13 protein-coding genes and 1 riboswitch are annotated in these 17,057 nt (G+C 70.1%); of the genes, 6 read left to right on the plus strand and 7 right to left on the minus strand.

The genetic code is table 11. From position 1 onward, the window contains the following. From VGF64_12990 to VGF64_13000, 3 genes are all read right to left on the minus strand, one after another. The coding region (locus VGF64_12990) for a glycosyltransferase family 4 protein (GenBank protein ID HEY1635670.1) at positions 1–1,226 on the minus strand (1,226 nt) is incomplete at its 3' end. 72 nt (positions 1,227–1,298) lie between these two features. After that, positions 1,299–2,936, minus strand: a complete 1,638-nt coding sequence (locus VGF64_12995) for an NRAMP family divalent metal transporter (protein HEY1635671.1) — start codon at positions 2,934–2,936, stop codon at positions 1,299–1,301. A gap of 220 nt (positions 2,937–3,156) precedes the next feature. After that, positions 3,157–3,327: riboswitch (M-box (ykoK) riboswitch) on the minus strand. Between the two features lie 45 nt (positions 3,328–3,372). Further along, positions 3,373–4,632: a CBS domain-containing protein gene (locus VGF64_13000; GenBank protein ID HEY1635672.1), complete on the minus strand. Its 1,260-nt coding sequence runs from the start codon at positions 4,630–4,632 to the stop codon at positions 3,373–3,375. 39 nt (positions 4,633–4,671) lie between these two features. On the opposite strand from VGF64_13000, the gene VGF64_13005 reads away from it, so the two are divergent. Together VGF64_13005 and VGF64_13010 are read left to right on the plus strand one after the other, a co-directional pair. Further along, the gene (locus VGF64_13005; protein ID HEY1635673.1) at positions 4,672–5,934 is read left to right on the plus strand and encodes an acyl-CoA dehydrogenase family protein; all 1,263 of its coding nucleotides are present in this window, start codon (positions 4,672–4,674) and stop codon (positions 5,932–5,934) included. Next, a complete protein-coding gene (locus tag VGF64_13010; protein HEY1635674.1) occupies positions 5,931–6,707 on the plus strand; it encodes a hypothetical protein in 777 nt (258 codons plus the stop codon). The genes VGF64_13005 and VGF64_13010 overlap by 4 nt, the downstream gene beginning before the upstream one ends. Before the next feature lie 47 nt (positions 6,708–6,754). On the opposite strand, the gene VGF64_13015 is transcribed toward VGF64_13010, so the two are convergent. Beyond that, positions 6,755–8,116, minus strand: a complete 1,362-nt coding sequence (locus VGF64_13015; protein ID HEY1635675.1) for an MFS transporter — start codon at positions 8,114–8,116, stop codon at positions 6,755–6,757. Then, positions 8,116–8,568, minus strand: a complete 453-nt coding sequence (locus tag VGF64_13020; GenBank protein ID HEY1635676.1) for a MarR family transcriptional regulator — start codon at positions 8,566–8,568, stop codon at positions 8,116–8,118. Before VGF64_13020 ends, VGF64_13015 begins: the two co-directional genes overlap by 1 nt. Positions 8,569–8,742: 174 nt before the next feature. Between VGF64_13020 and dacB the strand changes: the two genes are divergently transcribed. From dacB to VGF64_13040, 4 genes are all read left to right on the plus strand, one after another. Continuing rightward, positions 8,743–10,125: a D-alanyl-D-alanine carboxypeptidase/D-alanyl-D-alanine-endopeptidase gene (gene dacB / locus VGF64_13025; protein HEY1635677.1), complete on the plus strand. Its 1,383-nt coding sequence runs from the start codon at positions 8,743–8,745 to the stop codon at positions 10,123–10,125. Between the two features lie 132 nt (positions 10,126–10,257). Next, positions 10,258–12,246, plus strand: coding sequence for an acetate--CoA ligase (acs, locus tag VGF64_13030; GenBank protein ID HEY1635678.1), 1,989 nt, complete (start codon positions 10,258–10,260; stop codon positions 12,244–12,246). Positions 12,247–12,298: 52 nt separating this feature from the next. Continuing rightward, the gene (locus tag VGF64_13035; protein ID HEY1635679.1) at positions 12,299–13,027 is read left to right on the plus strand and encodes an acetate uptake transporter; all 729 of its coding nucleotides are present in this window, start codon (positions 12,299–12,301) and stop codon (positions 13,025–13,027) included. Between the two features lie 253 nt (positions 13,028–13,280). Next, complete coding sequence (locus VGF64_13040) at positions 13,281–14,336, plus strand: ferrochelatase (protein HEY1635680.1); 1,056 nt, start codon at positions 13,281–13,283, stop codon at positions 14,334–14,336. On the opposite strand, the gene VGF64_13045 is transcribed toward VGF64_13040, so the two are convergent. Further along, positions 14,310–16,514, minus strand: coding sequence for an anti-sigma factor antagonist (locus tag VGF64_13045; GenBank protein ID HEY1635681.1), 2,205 nt, complete (start codon positions 16,512–16,514; stop codon positions 14,310–14,312). The genes VGF64_13040 and VGF64_13045 overlap by 27 nt on opposite strands. After that, the coding region (locus VGF64_13050; GenBank protein ID HEY1635682.1) for a SpoIIE family protein phosphatase at positions 16,511–17,057 on the minus strand (547 nt) is incomplete at its 5' end. The genes VGF64_13050 and VGF64_13045, both read right to left, overlap by 4 nt.

The following is a 17,057-nucleotide window of genomic DNA, read 5'->3' on the forward strand; positions in this document are numbered from 1 at the left end:
TGCTCGACGGTCGCACGGGCGGCGGCCGCCCAGGTGAAGCGCTCGAGCACGCGGGCTCGGCCGGCGGCCCCGATGCGGGCCCGGAGCCCAGGTTGGTCCAGGGCGGTGCCGATCGCCATGGCCAGAGCGCTCGGATCGCCGGGCGGCACCAGCAGCCCGGTGACGCCATCGGTACCGACCACCTCGGGCAGCGCCCCACCGGTCGTGGCCACCACCGGCACACCGCAGGCCATGGCCTCGACGGCCGGCAGCGAGAAGCCCTCGTAGAGCGAGGGCACGACCGCCACCTCGGCCTCGGCGTACAGCTGCACGATGCGCTGGTCGGTCACCTTGCTCACGAAGCGCACGGCTTCCTCGAGCCCGAGGCGCTTGATCGTGGCGCCGACCTGGCTGGCGGCGCGAGGCTCGCCGATCACGACGAGCTCGGCGGGGCGTTCGGTGCGGACCTTGGCCAGGGCCTCGAGCAGCGGGACGAGGCCCTTCAGCGGCACGTCGGCGCTGGCGGTCGTCATCAGGCGGCCGGGCACCCGGGCGACACCGGGCTGCGGGCGAAAAAGCGTGTCGTCAACGCCCACCGGCACCACGGACAGCCGCGACGGCGCCACGCCCATGTGCTCGACGATGTCGGACCTCGACGATGCCGAAACGGTCACGACGCGAGGAAGCTGGCGGGCGACCTCGAGCTGCATGCCGACGAACCCATACCAGCGCCTGAGGATGAGGCGGCGGCGGAGGCTCCGGGCGTGGGCCAGCTCCAGGTCGCGGTCCACCGTGATCGGATGGTGCACGGTGGCGACGATGGGCCAGCCGTCCTCCATCATTCCCAGCAGGCCCCGACCCAGGCACTGGTTGTCGTGGACGATGTCGAAGTCGTCCCGCCGCCCCGCCAGGACCTTCCGCGCCCGCAAGCTGAAGGTGAGCGGCTCGGGGAACCCGGCGGTGCACATGAGGGCGAACTCGAGCACGTCGACGCGGCTGCGCACCTCGCGGGGGTGGGGGATCCGAAAGGGGTCCGGCTCTCGGTACAGGTCGAGGCTGGGCACCTCGACGAGCGGCACGTCATCGTCGAGGAGCGGGTACGGGGGGCCGGCCAGGACCTCGACGTGGTGGCCGAGGGCGGTCAGCTCCCTGGTGAGATAGCGGGTGTACACACCTTGACCCCCCGAGTGCGGGTTGCCCCGATAGGCGAGGAACGCGATCCGGAGCCGTCGGGGAGACCCATGCATGAGCGGAGAGCCTCTCCTGAGGTGGGGCAGCTGCGCAAACAGGGCCGTCGGGCAAACAGGGCCGTCGCGCCCTCAGCCGCCGGTGCCGAGCTGCACCGACTTCACGATCAGCAGCACCACGGCCACCACGAGGTACACCCGCAGGGTGTACATGGCGAACCTGCGTCCCCTGGACCAGGTGGGCCGGGCCACCAGGGCGAGTGGCGGCATCCTCCACGTCTCCCGCCTCGGTGCCCCCTCTTCTGGCTCGGCCGGCACGCGACCGCGGCTGCGGAGCGTCATGAGCCCGGCCACAGAGAGGGCCAGCGCCAGCACGGCGAACAGCGCGATGAGCAGGAGTGGCACGTCGATCCCCGTGATCACGGTGGTCGCCATGAGGATGAGCGAGAGGACGAGCAGGGTCCCCACGATCACACTGGCCACGCCGTTCAGCCACGGGCGGTTGACCCAGGGGCCGAGCACGGCTTTGTCGTTGCACAGCAAGAGCAGGAAGACCGTGGCGCTCGGCAGCAGGACGCCGGCGAGGGCCTGGACAGAGGTGGTGATGAGACCGAGCGGAGCGCCGGGGATCAGGACGATGGAAGCGGCCAGAGAGACGAGGAGGGCGAAGGTGGCGTAGAAGAACTTGGCGTCCCGGATGCCGCGATGCAGAGAGTGTCGGGCCCCGAAGACATCACCGAAGGCGTAGGACGTCGACAGGGTGACGGCCGAGGCGCCGATGATCGAGGCGTTGAGGAGGATGATGGCGAACAGGTCGCCTGCGGTGCGACCGAGCTGGTGGGCGAGGCCGGTGGCGACCGTGCCCGCGTCACCGAACTGGCCGAACAAGGAGGTGTGCCGAAAGGCGAAGGCGGCCGTCACGACGAGTGCCCCCGCCGCGATCACCGTGACGAACGAGCCGATCACGGTGTCCGCCCGCTCGTAGTTGATCCAGCGAGGCGTGATCCGCTTGTCGATGATGTTGGACTGCTGGAAGAACAGCTGCCAGGGAGCGACCGTCGTGCCCACGATGGCGATGATGAGCAGGATCGAGGTCGAGTTGACGCCTCCTTGAATGCCGGGCACGAAGGTGTCGCGCACGATCGGGCCGACCTGAGGATGGCTCATGACGAGCAGCGGGATGACCATGAAGTTCACCGCCACGAAGACCAGCATGAATCTCTCCCACCTGCGGAAGCTGCCGCTGGCGGTGATCGCCACGAGGGCGACAGCGGCGATCGGTACCGACCAGTACTTGCTCACCCCGAAGTAGCTGAGGGCCAGGCTGACGCCGATGAACTCGGTCGTGATCGTGAGGAAGTTGAGGAGGAAGAGGTCGCCGACCGAGAAAGCGCCCCAGAACTTGCCGAAGCGCTCGATGATGAGCCGGGCGTGGCCGACACCGGTGACGGCGCCGAGGCGCACCACCATCTCCTGGTTGACAATCAGGACAGGGATGAGGAGCAGGAGCGTCCACAGGAGGCTGGTCCCGTAGTTCTGTCCCGCCTGGGAGTAGGTGGCCACCCCGCCGGCGTCGTTGTCTCCGACCATCACGATGAGGCCGGGTCCCACGATGGCGGCCAGCGTGAGCAACCGACCCCGCACCGAGCGGCGTGGGGCCAGGTCGTGCTGGCCGATCGTCCCCAGCGCCCCTTCGATGTCGCCGAGATGGGCATCGTCGAGGACCGGCGAGGCCGTCTGGACCCCTGGGGCGCGGATCTCCTCAGCCATGGCGCGGTGACCTCCTCCGTCAGGACGCCTCGGGCGAACCTCGACGCGCCTGCCCTCGGGCCACCCGGCTATACGGCCGAGCCCTCCAGCCTGCGCGCCGAAGCGGTTCGTAACCAACTGTCGGCGTTCAGCGCGTGCTCCTTGTCCGGCCCACGGCCCAGGCACACCGAAGAGGGGCGGCGTCCGGTGGGCACCCGGACTCCCGCGGCCATGAGGCCCCGGAGCACCCCTACTCGTCAGAGCTTTGGCACTGCCCAGCGTAAGCCCCAGGGGGCCAGCCACTTTGGGTCACCCCTTGAGCCGGAGTGATCTGGTCTGACCCGGAGTGTCTCTCGACAGGTGGGGTCAGTGGCCTGTGTCTGAGCAGCCACCTCACCGAACGAGGCGCGACTGGCTTGCAACCTCCAACTTAGCCGTTACAGCTGTGTCGATGGGCTCAGTCCGGCGCCGACAGCCCGAAGTCGCCCTTCCAACCGCTGGGTTGGAGCAGCTCGAGGACGTCATCCACGGTGATCTGGCCGATCATGCGGCACGAGTCGTCGACGACCGGTAGCACGCTGAGGTTGTAGTCGGTCATCTTCCGAACGACTTCGTGCACGTCGGCGTCGGGCCGGATCATGACCGGCTCGTGCTCGGCGACGTCATCGATGGAGGCGGCAAGGTCAGCTCGCACCAGGCCGGCCAGGGGGGTCAGGGCGCACAGACACTGCGCGTCGTCGGTGACGTACACCACCCCGAGAGCCTCGGGTGGGACCTCGGTCGTGCGCACGCGTTCCAGGGCTACGCTCACCGGGGTCGAGCGCGGCATGGCGAGGAAGTCCGGGCTCATGAGGCCGCCCGCGGTCTCCGGGTTGTAGCTGAGCAGCGAGCGCACCTTGCGCTCGAGCTCGGTCGGCAGCAGCTCGAGCACCGGCAGCCGGCGCTCCTGGTCCAGACCGGTGACAAAGTCGGCGACGTCGTCGGGCGCCATCTTGGCGAGGAGGGCGGCCACCTCGGCGTCCGAGCGCGTCTGCACGAACTCCTGCTGGTGCTCGGGGTCGAGCTCCTCGAAGACGTCGGCCTCGAGCTCCCTGTCCTGGCCGACCGCCTCGATGATCTCCTCGCCCTCGTCGTGTGAGGCCGCCTCCACCAGGTCGGCGATCTGGGCGGGATGGAGGCGGGCCAGCTTGCGGTGGGTCAGGCGGAGCCGCGCCGTTGGCACGTGACCCACGAACGGCTCGACGCTGGACCAATCGAGGATGGGACCAGGCTCGACCCGTTGTCGAAAGGGGCGGGGAAGCAGGCGGCGCAGCACGGGACGGGTGCTGGCGTCGACGCCGACGACCGCCCACCTGCTGTCGATGCACGCCAGCTCGATCTCGTTTGCCCTGACGAGCCGGGCGCCCACCACGTTGATCAGGTGGCGGGCGGAGAGATCGCGCCCGAGCAGCACCTCACCTGGCCGTCGCTCGAAGCGCCGCAGGCTCAGGCGCTCGCCCTGGAGCTGCACCCGACCTGACTCGATGCCGGCGATCTGGTCGATGGGCACGAACAGCTCTCGGCCACCGATCTTGGCCAGGGCCCCCATGATCGGCGGGTAGGCCCCGTCCTCGCCCAGGCGAACGATCAGGTCCTCGATCCGGCCCACCTTCTCGCCAGCTCGATCGACGAGGGGGCGCTTCACCACCATCGACAGATGGAGGACCTTGGTGGCCACTGAGGCTCAGCGTACTACCGGCGCACTACCCTCGATCCCATGGATTTGACCTATCCGCCCGAGGCCAAGGAGTTCCGCGTCGAGATCCGAGCCTGGCTCGAGGCGAACCTGCCTGCTGGCTGGGGCGACCCCGGGTTCACCATGTCCACCGAGGAGCGCCGAGCCTTCAACGAGCAGTGGACGGACAAGCTCCGCGAGGGCGGCTGGATCTGCGCCTCCTGGCCCAAGGAGTACGGCGGCAAGGGCCTCAGCACGATGGAACAGGTCGTCCTGAACGAGGAGTTCGACCGCGCCGGCGCGCCGATGCGAGCCGACTTCTTCGGCGACACGCTGGTTGGTCCCACCATCCTGCAGTGGGGAACCGACGAGCAGCGACGGGAGCTTCTCCCCAAGATCCTCTCCGGAGAGATCTCCTGGTGCCAGGGGTTCTCCGAGCCGGACGCGGGATCGGACCTGGCGTCGCTGAAGACGAGGGCCGAGCTCGACGGTGACGAGTGGGTCATCAACGGCCAGAAGGTCTGGACGACCCAGGCCCAGCACGCCGACTACATCTTCATGTTGGCGCGCACCGACCCCGACGTGGACAAGCACGCCGGGATCTCGTACCTGCTGGTACCCATGCGCCAGCCTGGCATCGAGGTCCGACCCATCAAGCAGATCGACGGATCGGCGGAGTTCAACGAGGTGTTCTTCTCCAACGCCCGAGCACCTCGTGACAACGTGGTGGGCGGGGTGAACAACGGCTGGAAGGTGGCCATGACCACGCTCGGCTTCGAGCGGGGCACCTCCGCCACGACCAGCCACCGCCGCTTCCAGAAGGAGCTGGACCACATCGTGGGCGTGGCCCGGAAGAACGGCAAGTCCGCCGATCCCCTCCTGCGCCAGGACCTGGCCCGGGCGTGGAGCAAGGTCAAGATCATGGAGATCAACGGACTGCGGACCTTGACGTCGATCCTCAAAGGCGACGGCTCCACCGTGGCACTGGGCGCGACCAACAAGATCTTCTGGTCCGAGTACCACCAGGAGGCGATGCAGCTGGCCATCGCCATCCTGGGCATGGACGGGCAGATCCTCACGGGGTCGACCGACGACGAGTTCGTCCCGGGCATCGGCCGCCGCCGCGGCAGCGCGGACTACCCCGTCAGCCCGCTCCAGGCCTCCTTCTTCTTCTCCCGCTCGGAGACCATCTGGGGCGGCTCGGCCGAGATCCAGCGCAACATCGTGGGCGAACGGGTGCTCGGTCTACCCAAGGAGCCGAAGGCGACCGGGCCCAGCACAGAGCCGAAGACCAGCGCCGCATGACCAGCGCAGTCCTCCTCGTGCTCGCCGTGTTCGCGGCCAGCGCGGTCGAGATGGTCGAGGCCCTCACCATCGTGCTCGCCGCCGGCGTGAGCAGGGGGTGGCGATCGGCGCTGGAGGGTGCGGGCGCCGCCCTCCTGGCGTTGGCGGTGGTGGTGGCCGCCTTCGGGCCCGCCCTCGTGCGCTACGTGCCGCTCGACGTGCTGCGCGTCGTCGTGGGCGGATTGCTGCTGATCCTTGGCCTGCAGTGGCTGCGCAAGGCGATCCTGCGGGCCAGCGGGCACAAGGCCCTCCACGACGAGGACGCCATCTACCGCCGCCAGGTGCAGGAGCTGTCGGGGACCCCCAAGGCGACGGGGCGGCGGCGCGACGCCACCGCGTTCACGGTCGCCTTCAAGGGGGTGCTCCTCGAGGGCCTCGAGGTGGTCATGATCGTGCTCACGCTCGGAACGACCTCCGGACGCCTGGGCCTGGCAGCGGCCGGTGCCGCGGCGGCAGCCCTGGCGGTGGGGCTGGCTGGCCTGGTGCTTGCCCGCCGCCTGGTCGAGGTGCCTGAGAACACCTTGAAGATGGTCGTAGGGATCATGCTCGTGAGCTTCGGGACCTTCTGGACCGGAGAGGGGATGGGAGTCGACTGGCCGGGGACCGATCTCTCGATCCTGGGTCTCATCGCGCTCTACGGCGCGGTGACGTTCGGCCTCATCGCGTCGCTGCGCCGTGCCCGCGTCAGGGTCGGTTCGGGCGGCCAGCTCGAAAACTCGGTCGAGGTGCCGTGACGGTTGGCCGCGCCCTCCAGGCCTTCGGCCGGTTCTGGTGGGACTTCCTAGTAGGCGACACGCCCGAGCTGGCGGTCGGCGCCCTCGTCGTCATCGGCTTGGCCGCCGCCCTCGCCGGCCTCGGGGTCGCGGCCGTCGTCCTGCTGCCACTCGCCGTGGTCGTCCTGCTGGCCGGCAGCGTCCGCCTCGGAGCGCGACACGATCGCCCGTAGTGGGCGGCCCGCGGTCACCAGGGCGGCCGTGACAGCTGCGACACCACCGATGGCGATCGCCGTCCGCGGTCCAAAGGCCTGCGCCACGGCACCGACCACGGGAGCGCCGATGGGGGTGCTCCCCAGGAAGGCGACCGCGAACAGGGCCATGACACGGCCTCGCATGGCGGGGTCGGCCCGCAGCTGGAGGGTGGAGTTCGACATGGCGATGAACGCGATGCTCGCCGCGCCCATGAGGACGAGGAGCGCGACCGCGACCGTGAGACTGGGCGCGGCGGCGACGCCGAGGATGAGGAGGCCGAAGGCCAGGGCGGCCCTCGTCAGGCTCTTCGACGTGGGACGCTCCCGACTGGCCACGGCCAGTCCCCCGACGACCGCGCCGGCAGCCATGCACGAGGTCATCAGCCCGTAGGCGCCGGCGCCGCCGTGAAAGGTGAACTTGGCCATCAGCGGCAGCGTGACCTGGAACTCGTAGGCGAGGGTGCCGATCACCACCATCAGGAGCAACGGGTTGCGCAGCTCGGGTGTGGACCAGGCGTAGTGGAGACCCGCCCGCAGCTGCCCCTTCGCCCTGGCGACGGTGCCCGTGCCGAGGAGCTCCTCTCGCCGCATCAGGGCGAGCCCGATGATGACCGCGACGTACGAAGCAGCGTTGATGAGGAAGCAGGGGGCGATGCCCACCGTGACGATCAGGACGGCCGCCAAGGCCGGACCGATGACCCGTGCCAAGTTCATCAGCACGCTGTTGAGGCTCACCGCGTTGGGCAGGTCGGCCCGACCGACCAGCTCGTGCACGAACGCCTGGCGGCTCGGGTTGTCCACGGCGTTGACGCAACCGAGGGCGGCGGCCAGCACGTACACCATCCAGAGCTGGATGTCGCCGCTCAGGGTGAGGAGGCCCAGGACCAATGCCAGCAGTCCCGCCGTCGCCTGCGTGCCGAACAGCACCCGGCGCTTGTCGAAGCGGTCGGCGATGACCCCGCCCCACGCGCCACCGAGCAGGACCGGAAGGAACTGCAGCGCAGTGACCGTCCCCAGGGCCACCCCGCTGTTGGTGATCCGGAGCACCAACCAGGCCTGCGCCACCTGCTGCATCCAGGTGCCGCTCACGGAGACGACCTGGCCGGCGAAGTACAGCCGGTAGTTACGGACCCCCAGCGAGCGGAAGGTCCGCCCCGTCGCCTCCTTCACGCTCATCATTCGCCGCGCTCCAGGATCTGCTCGAGCACGGCGACGGCCGCTGCCATCGTGAACCGGTCGCCGTCATTCAGCGTCTGCAGCCGGCGGGCCAGGTAGGCGTCCTTGCGTGTCCGGCTGAGCTGCAGGAGCTCCCGACCCTCGCCGGTCACGTGCACCCGGGTCACCCGTCGATCCCGCTGGTACACCTGACGCTCGACCAGCCCCCTCTCCTCCAGATGGGAGACGATCCGGGTCATGCTGGGCGGTTGGACCTGCTCGGCGGTGGCGACGTCGCCGAGAGTCATCGGTCCGCAGCGATCGATCGTCGACAGGGCCGAGAGCTGGGAGGCGCTGATGCCGGTCTCGCCCTGCTGGCGGAGGCGGCGCGACAACCGGGTCACGACGAGACGCAGCCGGGCGGCCAGCTCGGCATCGCCATCGACCGTCGAGATGTGGCGCGCTGTCGTCATCATCAGCCAGTTTACTTAGCGAAGCAAACTATCCGGTCGGGCTTCCCCGAGGCGAGGTGCCGTTTGTCCGAAAAGGGGCTCTCGGCAGGGGAGGCCCAGGTCACCGGCGTACTCACAGTCGTGAACGCTGCGGACACGCGGCGGGTGATGTCCCGAGGAGGACCGCTCCGGCGGATGCTCCCGCTGCTGGCCAGCTTGGCCGTGCTGCAAGGCGCCGCCGCCTCGGGATGGATCTACCTGCACTCTGGCTCCGAACCGCAGGCTCGGCCGTCACTGAGGACCGGGCACGTCACCGCCCTCGGAGCAGCCGCTGTGCCGGGCGCGTCCGCCCCCACCACCACGGCGCCACCAACCCCGCCCCCGCCCCCGACGCCGGCGGCGATCCGTCTGCAGAGCGACCTGACAGCGGCCTTGGCCGGGACCACGGGCTGCGCCGTCGCCGCGGATGGCGCCACCCGCGCGGGCGACGTCGAGGGCGCCACCCCGTTCGCGCCGGCCTCGACCCAGAAGCTCCTCGTGGCCGCGGCGGCGCTCGCCGTCCTCGGTCCTGACTACCGCTTCCAGACCACGGCGGTCGCCCCCGGCCCGCCCAGCAACGGCGCCGTCAGCCAGCTCTGGTTGGTCGGGTCGGGCGACCCGGTGCTGGCCACCGCCGACTACGCCACCACGTGGACCAAGGATCGTCGCTACGCGGGCCAGCCCACGACGCCCTTCGAGTCCCTCGCCGACCAGCTGGCGGCGGCGGGCGTGCGCGCCGTGCCGGGGGGGATCCACGGTGACGACTCGCGCTTTTCGGCTGTGCGGCTGCTGCCGCAGTGGACCCCCGCCGACGTGGCTGCCGGCAACGCCAGCCCCCTGAGCGCCCTCGACCTGAACCAGGGCTGGCAGGGCTACGCGAACAGGTACCTCCCGGCCGCCGATCCGCCCGCTTTCGCTGCGGGCCAGCTGAGCCGTCTCCTCGCCCTCAGGGGTGTTGCCGCGCCGCCGGTGCCGGCGCCCGACGCCGTGGCCCCGACCGGCGCCGTGCTGGCTACCGTCCAGTCACCTCCCCTCGGCCAGATCGTGTCGGCCATGCTGCGCGCGAGCGACAACCACACCGCAGAGATGCTGACCCTGGCGCTCGGCAAGCAGCTCGAGGGTGACGGCAGCACGGCGGCCGGGCTGCGGGCCGTGACCCAGGTCGACCAGGGCCTCGGGATCCCGACTGCGGGCACGAGCCTGGTCGACGGGTCGGGGCTCAGTCACGACAACCGGACCACATGCGACGCCCTCCTGGCGGCCATCGACAAGGGCACGACCAACCCGCGGCTGAACGCCATGGCCCAGGGTCTGCCCGTGGCCGGTCTGTCGGGCACGCTCGTCAACCGATGGGCGGGCACGCCGCTCCAGGGGCACCTCTCGGCAAAGACGGGCTCCATCGACGGCGTCGCGGCCATGGCCGGGGTGCTCGACCTCGGCCACCCGATCCATTTCGCCCTCATCCTCAACGGGCCCGGGAATCTGGCCGACGTCGAGCAGCGGATCGTCACCGCCCTGGCGGCCTATCCCGGCAGCTGACGCGCGCCGCGCCCCCGGCCTGCCCGATTCGCGGCCCCGGCCCGGATTGGGGACGGATGTCTTCGGGTATGACATGAGCGCTGATCGATGACATAGACCAGGAAGCCAACGCCGCCGGTCCTGGAGGTGACGATGTCGGACTCGAATCGTGACGTCACCAGCACCATCGAAGCGCTCCTGAGCGAGCGAAGGGAGTTCCCACCGCCCGAGGAGTTCGTCCGCCGGGCGGTGGCTTCTTCGCCTTCCATCTACGAGGAGGGGGAGAGGTTCGAGGACTTCTGGGCTCGCCGGTCAGAGCAGTTCGTGTGGCGCCGCCCCCACCGACAGGTGCTGGACTGGTCCAACCCGCCCTTCGCCCGCTGGTTCGTCGACGCCAAGCTCAACATCACCGAGAACTGCCTCGATCGCCATCTGGAGTCGGCCGGCGACAAGGTCGCCTTCTACTGGGAGGGTGAGCCCGGCGACCGCCGGGCCATCACCTACGCCGAGCTGCACGCCGAGGTTTGCCGCCTCGCAAACGCGCTCGCCGCCCAGGGGGTGACCAAGGGCGATCGGGTCGCCATCTACATGGGCATGGTCCCCGAGCTCCCGGTCGCCCTCCTGGCGTGCGCCCGGCTGGGCGCGCCGCACTCGGTGGTGTTCGGCGGCTTCAGCTCCGAGGCCCTGAAGGACCGTATCCAGGACGCCGAATGCAAGGCGCTCATCACGTGCGACGGTTCGTGGCGCAACGGCGCCGCCTTCCCGCTCAAGGAGTACGCCGACGCCGCCGTGGCCGACTGCCCCTCGATCGAGACGGTGGTCGTCTTTCGTCGCACCGGACAAGACGTGGTCATGGCCGAGGGCAGGGACGTCTGGTGGCACGACATCGTTGCCGGACAGCCGGACACCCGTGAGGCCACGGAGATGGACAGCGAGGACATGCTGTACATCCTCTACACGTCGGGCACCACGGCCCGGCCCAAGGGCATCGTGCACACCACGGCCGGTTACATGGTCGGCACCGCGGTCACACACCGGCTCATCTTCGACGTCCATCCCGACACGGACGTCTACTGGTGCGCGGCCGACGTTGGATGGGTCACCGGCCACAGCTACATCGTCTACGGACCCCTGGCCAACGGCTGCACGAGCGTGATGTACGAGGGCGTGCCCAACTATCCCGACAAGGACCGGTTCTGGGACATCGTCGAGCGCTACAAGGTGACGATCCTCTACACGGCGCCGACGACGATCCGCACCATGATCAGGTGGGGTCCCGAGTACCCCGAGAAGCACGATCTCTCCAGCCTGCGCCTGCTGGGCACGGTCGGCGAGCCCATCAACCCCGAAGCGTGGATGTGGTACCACACCGTCATCGGCCGGGAGCGGTGCCCGATCGTCGACACCTGGTGGCAGACCGAGACCGGGATGATCCTGATCACGCCCCTCCCCGGCCTGACCACCACCCGCCCCGGATCGGGGACCTTCCCCTTCCCGGGCGTCGGCGCCGACGTGGTGGACGACCAGGGAGCCAGCGTCCCACTCGGCGGCGGGGGCTACCTCACGCTCACCAGGCCGTGGCCGGCGATGCTCCGCACGATCTACAAGGACCCCGACCGCTTCATCGAGACCTACTGGAGCCGCTTCAGCGATCCGAAGGCCAACCGGTGGGTGTACTTCGCGGGTGACGGGGCCAAGCGGGACCAGGACGGCTACTTCTGGCTCCTGGGACGGGTCGACGACGTGATGAACATCTCGGGTCACCGGATCTCCACCCTCGAGGTGGAGTCCGCGCTGGTGGACCACCCGATGGTCGCCGAGGCGGCGGTGATCGGACGCGCGGACGAGCGAACGGGGCAGGCCATCGCCGCCTTCGTCACCCTGAAGGGCGAGGCGACGGGCGACGAGGCGCTCATCGACACCCTCCGCGACCACGTCGCGAACAAGATCGGCAAGATCGCCAGACCTACCTCGATCGTCTTCACCCCGGAGCTGCCCAAGACCCGCTCCGGCAAGATCATGCGTCGTCTGCTCAAGGACGTCTCCGAGAGCCGCCACCTCGGCGACGTCACGACGCTCGCCAACGCGGCCGTCATCGACGACATCGCCACGCGAGCCGCGAGCGCCACCAAGGAGGACTGATTCTCTCCAAGCCCACACGGCAACCCTGTTGAAAAAAGAGAGGTGACGAATAATGGCGTACGTGTCCGACAGATCCGGCGAGGTGCGAGGCGACGGCCGCGAGGAAGAGCCCGCGGCGCCCCGCCTGATCTCTCATCGTGAGATCGCTGACCCCGCCCCACTCGGCTTGGCCGCCTTCGCCATGACCACCGTCGTGCTCAGCGTGGTCAACGGCGACCTGATCCCGGCCGCACTGGCGACGGTCGTCCTGCCCCTGGCCCTGTTCTACGGTGGCCTCGTCCAGCTGCTGGCCGGCATGTGGGAGTTCGTGAGGAACAACACGTTCGGGGCGCTGGCCTTCAGCTCGTTCGGAGCCTTCTGGCTCGCCTACGCCGGCTATGCCAGGTTCATCGCTCCAGGGCTGCCGAAGTCGACGGCCTTCCAGGCGACGGGTCTGTTCCTTGCTGTGTGGGGGTTCTTCACCCTGTACATGCTGGTCGCCTCTCTGAGGACGACGGCCGCCGTGGCCCTGGTGTTCGTGACCCTGTTCATCACCTTCGCCATCCTGGCCGGTGGCGAGCTCGCCCAGAGCACCCAGACGGTGAAGATCGGTGGCTACGTCGGGATCCTGACCGGCGCGGTCGCCTGGTACGCGTCGTTCGCCGGCGTGACCAACGCGACCTGGAAGCGGACCGTGCTACCCACCGGCCCGCTCCCGATCAGCCGCAACGGCCTCGGGAACGGCGCTGGCAACGGCCAGAGTCGCGACGCGACTCGCGAGACCACGGCCCAGGGTCGGTAGACCGTCGGGGGACGCCGCCGAGCGACTCCCCTCGCCCGCCACCCCCAGGCGGGGATTCAACCCGCCTGGGGGCGGCCGAGCCGCAAGCAGCGACCCCAATCGGGCCGGCCCGGAAGGCCGGCCCGATGATCCAGCCGCAGGCTCTACGGCCGGCGGCGGGGTTGGGGCCCCCGCCGCTTCGGAGGAGGGCGGGGATGGGGCCCCGCCCGGGGCGGCGCAGCCGCCAGCAACACAGCGCTTAGGCTCGCCGGGCGTGAACGGCGATCGCTGCGACGCCCTGCTGGTGGTGTCCTTCGGCGGGCCGGAGAGCGCCGATGACGTGCTCCCCTTCCTCGAGAATGTCACCGGCGGGCGCGGCGTACCCCGCCAGCGCCTGCTCGAGGTGGCCGAGCACTACCACCACTTCGGCGGGGTGAGCCCGATCAACGCCCAGAATCGAGCCCTCGTCGCCGCGCTCGAAGCGGAGGTGGCTCGCCGAGGGTGGAAGCTCCCGGTCTACTGGGGGAACCGCAACTGGCATCCGCTCCTCGCCGACACGGTTCGCCAGATGGCCGGAGACGGCATTCGCCGGGCGCTCGCCTTCGTCACCTCGGCCTTCAGCTCCTATCCCGGGTGCCGCCAGTACCTGGACGACATCGAGCGGGCCCGAGCCGAGGTGGGCGATCGCGCCCCGGAGGTGGGCAAGCTGCGGACGTTCTACAACCATCCTGGTTTCGTCCAACCCATGGCGCGCCGCGTGGAGGAAACCCTCGCCGCCGTACCCGAACAGCGCCGGCGAGGGACCCGCCTGGTCTTCACCGCCCACAGCATCCCGGTGGCCATGGCCCGGTCGAGCGACTACCAGGCGCAGCTGCGGGAGGCCTGCCGGCTGGTCTGCGGGCTGCTCGGCGAGCGCGAGCGGTACGAGTGGGATCTCGTCTACCAGAGCCGCAGCGGCTCGCCGGGACAGCCGTGGCTGGAACCGGACATCGGCGATCACCTCGAGACGCTGGCCGCGGCGGGGGTGCAGGACGTCGTGCTCGTCCCGATCGGGTTCGTCTCGGACCACATGGAGGTGCGCTTCGACCTGGACGTCGAGGCCAAGGGGTTGGGCGACAAGCTGGGCCTTCGGCTCCACCGGGCACCGACGGTGGGCACCGACCCCGAGCTCGTGGCCATGATCGTCGACCTCGTCGCCGAGCGAGGTCGACCGGAGAGCGAGCGATGTCGCTTGGGATCCGATCAGCCGCGTCCCGACGTCTGCCCGCCCGGATGTTGCCCAGGACCAGCGCAGCTCGCGCCCTCAGCGCACGGCAGTCCGCACCCGTGAGCTGGCGTCCTCGACCCTCGACGCCAGGTCCACGACGCGATCGAAGGCGCTCACGACCAGCACCCGTCGCACCGGGGACTCTTCGGGGACCACGACCGCCAGGTGCTGCCGGCGCCGTTGGAGCCGCTCGCTGAGCTTGAACAGGAGGCTGATGCCGGCACTGTCGATGTAGTCCACGCCCGACAGGTCGACGACGAGCCCGGCAGCGGAGTTGGGCACCGCCTTGGCCACCTGAGCCCCGAGGCGCTCCGCGTTCGAGAGGTCGACTTCCTCCTCGATGCGTACCACCACGACCTCGACGTTCCCGGCGGGCCCGTCGTCGCGCTCTCCACCCGGTGCCGAGAAGGCCGGCTCCCGAGATCGTGGCTGGGTACCGAGCCGGCGCCGGAGGTGCACGGCCGTTCCGCCCGGGCCGGGGATGACCTCCACCTCGTCGGTGAGCGAGCTCATGAGGTGAAAGCCCCGCCCGCCTGGGCGTTCGGCGCGAGGACGCCATTGACCCGAGTCGCTGACAGTGATCGTGATCTCACCGCCTCGCTCGAGAGCCTCGATCCGCAGGACCCCGTCCTCCCCAGGGCCGTAGGCGTGCTCGAGCGCGTTGGCGGCAGCCTCGCCGCAGGCGAGCACCAGGTCCTCGACCTCTCCACGTTCTGCTCCGGCTTGGGAGAGCCATTGCCGCAGCGCCCGACGGGCGGGCGCGAGCAGCCGGGGATCGCCCGGCATGTTCAGCTCGAACCGCTCGCGCTCGGGCGGCGTGAGCCGCAGCGCCAGCAGGGCGACGTCGTCCGACGAGGCCTCGGCGCCGAGAGCGTGGACCAGGCGATCGCACAGCGCCTCGACGTCGCCGTTCGAGCCGGAAGCCGCCCGCAGCAGGTTCTCCAGGCCGTCGTCGATCGTCGCCCCCCGCCGCTCGACCAGGCCGTCGGTGTAGAGGACGACGGTCGAGCCCGGCTGGAGCACTTCGACCGTCTCCCGGGCCGTGCCCGGCTCGATGCCCAGCGGGGCGACGGGATGGAGGGAGAGGAAGCGAGCCGTGCCGTCCCGCTCCACGACGAGCGGTGGAGGGTGACCGGCGCTCGTCAGGCTGAGGGTCGAGCTGTCCGGCTCCACCACGCCGAAGATGAGCGTGGCCATCTGGGGCACGTCGAGGTTCTGGATCAGGTTGTTGACCCGGTTCACGACCGTCGCCGGCGACCCGCCTTCGAGGGCGCACGCCCGCACCGCCAACTGCAGCTGGCCCATGATGGCGGCGGCGGGTACACCCCTCCCGACCACATCGCCGATGACGACCCCGAGACGACCGGCTCCCAGCGGGAAGACGTCGTACCAGTCCCCCCCGACGTCCAGCCCGGCGCTGCCGGGCAGGTAACGGGCCCCGAGGACAAGGCCCGGCAGCTCGGGTAGGGCCTTGGGGAGAAGGCTGTGCTGGAGGGTGACGGCGATGCGCCGCATCTCCTCGTAGACCTGGGCGTTGTGAAGCGCCTCCGAGGCCATCTGGGCGAACTGGGCGAGGATGGCCTCGTCGATCGGGCCCAGACCTTCGCGACTTCCCCACACCGCGACGACGCCGGAGGTGCTCCCGCGTGGACCTGTGATGGGCACCGCGAGCCAGTTGGCGACGGCGCTGGGTCGGGCCTGGCCGCTCTCGACCACCTTCGTCATCGCCGCGGCGACGGCCGCCGGCACGTCCGAGGTGGACGACTCCATGACTCCGTCCTCGGCGTGGAACTGGATCGCCGCCTCTCCTCCTCCGGCGACCACCAGTGCCTGCTTGGCGATCTCCGGGAACCGGTCGGCGAGCGACGGACGGGCGATGACTGCGACCGACGCCTCGGCCAGCGTCTGGAGGCGAGCCACGTGGCCCTGCTCGACCCGCGTGCGCTCCTGGGCTTCCCAAAAGCCTCGCTGGGCCATGTCGAATGCGGCCATACCCTGGAGCAGGAACTGCGTGCCGGCCTCCGCCCTCGCCTCTGCGTCCCCCGTCACCACCCCAACGCCCCGCGGCCGACCCACAGCCGCCAGGTGGATGCTGGCGATCTCGAGCAGGCTGGTCCCCTCCGACATCGCCCGCCGGCCCAGCTCGTAGGCGACGCTCAGCCCCGCCTCGCTCCGGGAGGCGAGATGCTCTGCCAGCGCCGCCTCGTAGTCCTGACGGAACACTTCGATTGCCTCGCTCACGACCCATTCCTCCCGTAGCGGGCGGCGAGCACCAGGGCGTCGTCGTTCGGCCGGGCCATTGTCTCGAGGATGCGGTCGGCCAATCGGGTCGGTGCCGCCGCCACGCTGGCCTCCTCGGTGAACGACCTGGCGATGCCGTCACTGGCCATCAGCAGCAGATCGCCGGGCTGGAGGTCGACGGTCCGCGGGCGCAGCGTCGGGAGCTGCTGTCCCACGATGCCACCGAGGAGCAACGCCCACTCTCGGGACGAGCTGCCGGGCGCGTTGCCTGAGGGGACGCCCCGGAGGAGCACCGCCTCGACGTTGCCCACGCCCAGCCAGCTCATCGACCCGGTCGCGGCTTTGATGCTCGCCACCGTGATCGCAGCGCCGCGCGTGCGCGCCAACGCCGCGTGGCACAGCACGAGGAGCACCTCCACCGGTTCGGCCGGGTTCTCCCGCAGCACGTCCACCGCGTGCTCGGCGGCGGTCGCCGCCTCCGGGCCGTGGCCGAGCCCGTCGATCACCGCCAGGAGCGCCTCGGTCTCGGAGACCCGCACCACG

Source organism: Acidimicrobiales bacterium, from assembly GCA_036491125.1.
Classification (GTDB): domain Bacteria; phylum Actinomycetota; class Acidimicrobiia; order Acidimicrobiales; family AC-9; genus AC-9.

What these genes read in the sequence shown, in the direction of transcription:
- VGF64_12995 (HEY1635671.1), bottom strand. Translation starts at nt 2,936, where the DNA reads ATGGCTGAGGAGATCCGCGCCCCAGGGGTCCAGACGGCCTCGCCGGTC.
- VGF64_13005 (HEY1635673.1), top strand. Translation starts at nt 4,672, where the DNA reads ATGGATTTGACCTATCCGCCCGAGGCCAAGGAGTTCCGCGTCGAGATC.
- VGF64_13010 (HEY1635674.1), top strand. Translation starts at nt 5,931, where the DNA reads ATGACCAGCGCAGTCCTCCTCGTGCTCGCCGTGTTCGCGGCCAGCGCG.
- VGF64_13015 (HEY1635675.1), bottom strand. Translation starts at nt 8,116, where the DNA reads ATGAGCGTGAAGGAGGCGACGGGGCGGACCTTCCGCTCGCTGGGGGTC.
- VGF64_13020 (HEY1635676.1), bottom strand. Translation starts at nt 8,568, where the DNA reads ATGACGACAGCGCGCCACATCTCGACGGTCGATGGCGATGCCGAGCTG.
- dacB (HEY1635677.1), top strand. Translation starts at nt 8,743, where the DNA reads ATGCTCCCGCTGCTGGCCAGCTTGGCCGTGCTGCAAGGCGCCGCCGCC.
- acs (HEY1635678.1), top strand. Translation starts at nt 10,258, where the DNA reads ATGTCGGACTCGAATCGTGACGTCACCAGCACCATCGAAGCGCTCCTG.
- VGF64_13035 (HEY1635679.1), top strand. Translation starts at nt 12,299, where the DNA reads ATGGCGTACGTGTCCGACAGATCCGGCGAGGTGCGAGGCGACGGCCGC.